Annotated in this window: 2 protein-coding genes; one reads left to right on the top strand and one right to left on the bottom strand. The window is 70.2% G+C overall.

Annotated elements, in window-relative coordinates; genetic code table 11:
• Positions 1–152 precede the first annotated feature (152 nt).
• On the top strand, positions 153–1991 hold the full coding sequence (locus V7050_RS19755) for an ABC-F family ATP-binding cassette domain-containing protein (protein WP_324375884.1): 1839 nt from the start codon (positions 153–155) through the stop codon (positions 1989–1991).
• A gap of 24 nt (positions 1992–2015) precedes the next feature.
• On the opposite strand, the gene V7050_RS19750 is transcribed toward V7050_RS19755, so the two are convergent.
• Positions 2016–3194 carry a porin gene (locus V7050_RS19750; RefSeq protein ID WP_324370574.1) on the bottom strand — a complete coding sequence of 393 codons (1179 nt, stop codon included), beginning with the start codon at positions 3192–3194 and terminating at the stop codon, positions 2016–2018.
• Between the last annotated feature and the right edge of the window lie 291 nt (positions 3195–3485).

The following is a 3485-nucleotide window of genomic DNA, read 5'->3' as shown; positions in this document are numbered from 1 at the left end:
CTCCGGCACGACGCGGGCGCTTCGCTTCCGCCCGGGCCGGGCGCTGCCCTCATCTCGTGATGGGGCGGTCGAAGAAGAACAAATGCGATGGCCGTGCGCACTTCGGGGTGGCGGCTTGACGCCGGGCGGGGGGCGGCCTAGGCGCTCGGGCCATGGCCGAGCCGCCGATCCTGACCCTGAGCGACGTCTCCCTGAGCTTCGGCGATCCGCCGCTGCTCGGGGGCGTGTCGCTGGCGATCCATCCCGGCGAGCGGATCGCGCTCGTGGGGCGCAACGGCTCGGGCAAGTCGACGCTCCTGAAGCTGATGGCCGGCGAGGTGGCGCCCGACGGGGGCGAGCGGTTCCTCAGGCCCGGTCTGAGCGTGGGGCTGATGGCGCAGGAGCCGGATTTCGCCGGCTTCGCCAGCCTGGGGGATTTCGCCGCCGCGGGCCTCGCCGCCGAGGAGCATTGGCGCGTCGCGATGGCGATGGAGGGGGTGAAGCTCGACGCGGGCCTCGCCCCGGGGCGCGCCTCGGGGGGCGAGCGGCGGCGCGCGGCGCTGGCGCGGCTGCTGGCGGCGGCGCCGGATCTGATGCTGCTCGACGAGCCGACCAACCATCTCGACATCGAGGCGATCGGCTGGCTCGAGGCCCATCTGGCGGCGACGCGCACCGCCTTCGTCTGCATCAGCCACGACCGGGCCTTCCTGCGCGCGGTGACCGACCGCATCCTCTGGGTGGACCGCGGCGCGGTGCGGCGGCTCGACCGCGGCTTCGCCGGCTTCGAGGAATGGCGCGACAAGGTCTTCGCCGAGGAGGATCTGGCCCGCCACAAGCTCGACCGGCTGATCCGGGCCGAGGGGCGCCGGGCGGTGGAGGGGATCTCGGCGCGGCGCACGCGCAACCAGGGGCGGCTGCGCCGCCTGGCGGAACTGCGCGAAGAGCGGCGCAGCCAGATCGCCCAGACCGGCACCGCGCGGCTCGATTTCGACGCGGGCCCGGTCTCGGGCAGGCTGGTGGTCGAGGCGAAGGCAATCGCCAAGACCTTCGGCGGGCGGGTGCTGCTGCGCGATTTCTCGCTTCGCATCGCGCGGGGCGAGCGGGTCGCGCTCATCGGCCCGAACGGGGTCGGCAAGACGACGCTCCTGAACCTGCTCACCGGGCGGCTGGCGCCCGATTCGGGGACGGTGCGGCTGGGCGCGGGGCTGGTGCCGGCGGTCTTCGACCAGAACCGCGCGGCGCTCGATCCCGAGGCGAGCCTCTGGGAGACCCTGACCGGCGACCGCGACATCGGGATCTCGGGGCGCAACGATCAGGTCATGGTGCGCGGGCGGCCGCGGCATGTGGTCGGCTATCTGAAGGAATTCCTCTTCGCCGAGACCCAGGCGCGCGGTCCGGTCTCCGCGCTCTCGGGCGGCGAGAAGGCGCGGCTCCTGCTGGCGCGGCTGATGGCGCAGGAATCGAACCTGCTCGTGCTCGACGAGCCCACCAACGATCTCGATGTCGAGACGCTGGACCTGCTGGAGGAGCTGGTGGCGGATTACGCGGGCACGGTGCTCTTGGTCAGCCACGACCGCGACTTCATCGACCGGGTCGCGACCACGACCATCGCGATGGAGGGCGACGGAAGGGCGACCGTCTATGCCGGCGGCTGGAGCGACTATCGCGCGCAGCGGGGCGAGGAAGCGCCGGCCCGGGCGCCGGCGGCCGCGGGCAGGGCGGCGCAATCTGGCACGCCCAGGGCGCCGAGGCCGGCGCGGGTACGCAGCCCGGGGCTCAGCTTCACCGAGCGGCACCGGCTCGACGGGCTCCCGGACGAGATGGAGAAGCTCACGCAAGAGATCGGCCGGCTGGAGGTGCTGCTCGGGGATCCTGAGCTCTTCACGCGCGAGCCGGAGCGGTTCCGGAAGGCCACCGACGCCCTCGTCACGCGGCAGGCGGCGCTGGCGGCCGCCGAGGAGGAATGGCTGCGGCTCGAGGAACTGCGGGAGCGGGAAGCCGCCGGGCGGTAGCGCAACCGCCGCCCGGCGTCCGGGTCAGAAGCGGAAGCGGGCGCCGCCGAAGATCGCCTGACCGTCGTCGTAGCTCGCCGAATTGTCGGAATAGTCGTAGCTGCGGTAGGTCAGCCAGAGCTGGGTATTGGCCCGGTCGATGTTCTGCACCAGCGCGAGGCCCCAGCTGTCGCTCGTGGTGCTGTCGATCCCGACGTCGCGGTCCAGATTGAAGTCGTCGCCGGAATAATAATCGACCGAGGCCCCGGTATCCCCCCAGCCGATGAAGTCGCGCAGCACGCCGAGCTTGGTGTACCAGAAGTCGCCGCTGTTGTCGTTCTCGTCGCCGCTTCCGGCGGCGAAGGTCAGGTTGAGGCCGGTCGGCGTGTGGATTCCCGAGGCGCTGCCGCCCCAGATGTTGCTTTCTCCCGAGCTGCCGATGCCTTCCTTCCAGTTGTAGCCGAGGCCGGCCTGGAGCTCGACCGTGCCGTAGTAGGTATTGGCATAGGTGACCGACGCGTCGAAGACATTGGCGTCGCGCACGTCCGGGTCGCTGCTCAGCAGGTTGCGGCCGAAGGCGGCCGCGAAGGTGAAGTTCGCGAAGGTCGGCGTGTCGTAGCGGATGCGGAAACGGCGGTCGCCGTCGAGATTGGCGTAGACGTCCCCGATCTGGATGTCGGAGAGCGTGCCGTCGCTCTCCCGGATCAGCTGTCCGGCGGCGGAATCGGCCACGCCCGAATAGGCGATCACGTCGGTGCCGGAGAGATCCATCTCGAGGATGCCGTCGGTGGCCATGCTGCCCTGGCCGAACCAGATCTTGCCCATTCGGTCGTTGTCGAAGGTGAAGTCGATCTTGCGGATGTTCGCGTTGCTCCAGTCATAGGCCGACGAAGGCGGAGATTGCTCGAGAATGTTGGCCGTGGCGGTGGAGAAGGGCGCGTACTGGAATTCGTTGACGTTCTGGAAGGTCCAGTCGCCGCGCACCTGGGTATAGGTGAGCCCGACGCGGGTGCCGGAATTGTCGTTGTCGATCAGCCCGTATGTCTCGGTCGCCTGGCCGTCGTCGAATTGCAGGACGCCCTTGTTGATCTGGCCGTAGAACCTCAGGACGCTGCCGTTGGAGAATTCGTGCTCGATCGGCGGAAGGCCCTGGCCGATCGCCGCCGCCGGCAGCGCGAGGAACCCCGTGGCGAGTGCCGCGCGCGTGAAGTTTCGATGTGTCATGTCCCGTCGCTCCCGTCGTTGACGCCCTGAGAAATTTCAGCGGCGCTTCCGATCCCCCGGAAGGCCAGCGTAGCTCACGGGAGCGTGATCGGAAATTCTCATCCCGGGGCAGCCGCGCAACCGGTGCGCGACTGTTGCAGAACTGTCGCTGCGCTTCGGTCGGGCGCTTCGGCTCAGGGGAACTGCACTTGGCAGCGCGACCAGTTCAGGCCGGTTTCCGCGCGCGCCTCGTGCCGCCATCCCGCCGAGGCCAGGCACCGCCGGGCAGCGCCCGCCCCGCCCCGTCACGCC

It is taken from the genome of Amaricoccus sp., assembly GCF_036846665.1.
Classification (GTDB): Bacteria; Pseudomonadota; Alphaproteobacteria; order Rhodobacterales; family Rhodobacteraceae; genus Amaricoccus.
This window is presented reverse-complemented; position numbering and strand designations above follow the sequence as displayed.